This is a genomic window from Vibrio sp. Vb1554 (genome assembly GCF_033344235.1).
This window is the reverse complement of sequence record NZ_JAWPOJ010000343.1, coordinates 1-1,146: the sequence shown is the minus strand read 5'-3', so window position 1 is coordinate 1,146 and position 1,146 is coordinate 1. Positions and strand designations below refer to the sequence as shown.

1 protein-coding gene is annotated in these 1,146 nt (G+C 48.0%); it reads left to right on the top strand.

Going from position 1 to position 1,146, the window contains the following annotated elements:
- Window positions 1-73 precede the first annotated feature (73 nt).
- A partial coding sequence (locus R8N28_RS26160; RefSeq protein ID WP_318183776.1) for a sodium-dependent transporter occupies window positions 74-1,146 on the top strand: 1,073 nt, incomplete at its 3' end.

The window sequence follows — 1,146 nt, the reverse complement described above, 5'->3', positions numbered from 1 at the left end:
AGTTGAAGATTGTTATGCCAAACATGTTTCTGTATTGTACTAGCTAACTAGTTCACAAGTGCAGTTAGGTCGTATGTCACAGCAAACAACTTCTCAACCGAGGGAACATTTTGGTTCTCGATTAGGCTTTATTCTAGCGGCAGCGGGTGCGGCTGTTGGCTTAGGGAATATTTGGGGCTTCCCGACACAAGCCGCCTCAAATGGTGGTGGTGCTTTTCTTTTAGTTTATTTAGTCATGATTTTGATCGTTGCTTTTCCAATGCTGGTGGTGGAGATGGCGATTGGTCGTCATGGGCAAGCGAACCCCGTCGATAGTATGCGCGCACTCACCAGTCACCCTGTGGGTAAAAAAATTGGTGGGCTGGTTGGTTGGATTGGTCTTAGCGTGCCAAGTGCCGTGTTGGCATTTTATTCGATTGTCGGCGGTTGGATCATCTGCTTTATGCTAGGAGCCATCACCGATCTGCTCAGTCTCGATGCAGCCAGTGCGTGGTTTAAAGGCTTTAGCGCTGAGCGTAACCTGTTTGGTACCTTGGTTTTCTATGTGCTGACGATTTTGATTGTGCAAGGTGGCGTGAAACAAGGTATTGAAAAGTGGTCAACCCGCTTAATGCCTGCGCTGTTTGTGCTCTTTGCTGTGCTGTTTGTCTATATCATGACGCAAAATGGCGCGATGGAAGGGCTAAAACACTATCTAGTGCCAGATTTCGATAAGGTGTGGGATAGAAAATTGATTCTGGCGGCTATGGGACAAGGTTTCTTCTCGTTAACCATTGGTGGCTGTTCAATGCTGATCTACGGTTCGTACCTCAGCAAAAAAGAGAACTTACCGAAAATGGCCATGAATGTCACACTGGTCGATACTGCTGTGGCCTTTATTGCCGGTTTGGTTGTGCTGCCTGCGATGTTTGTTGCGATGCAGAAAGGGGTGCAAATCTATGCGGAAGATGGCTCTTTACTGAGCTCAGACACGCTGGTGTTTACCGTGCTACCGCTGATGTTTGATAGCTTGGGGCTCCTCGGTCAGATATTTGCTGTGGTGTTTTTCTTGCTGCTGACGATTGCCGCGCTCACTTCTTCAATCTCCATGTTGGAGTGCCCTGTTGCGCTGGTGGGCGAACGTTTTAATACCAAACGCAGTACCAC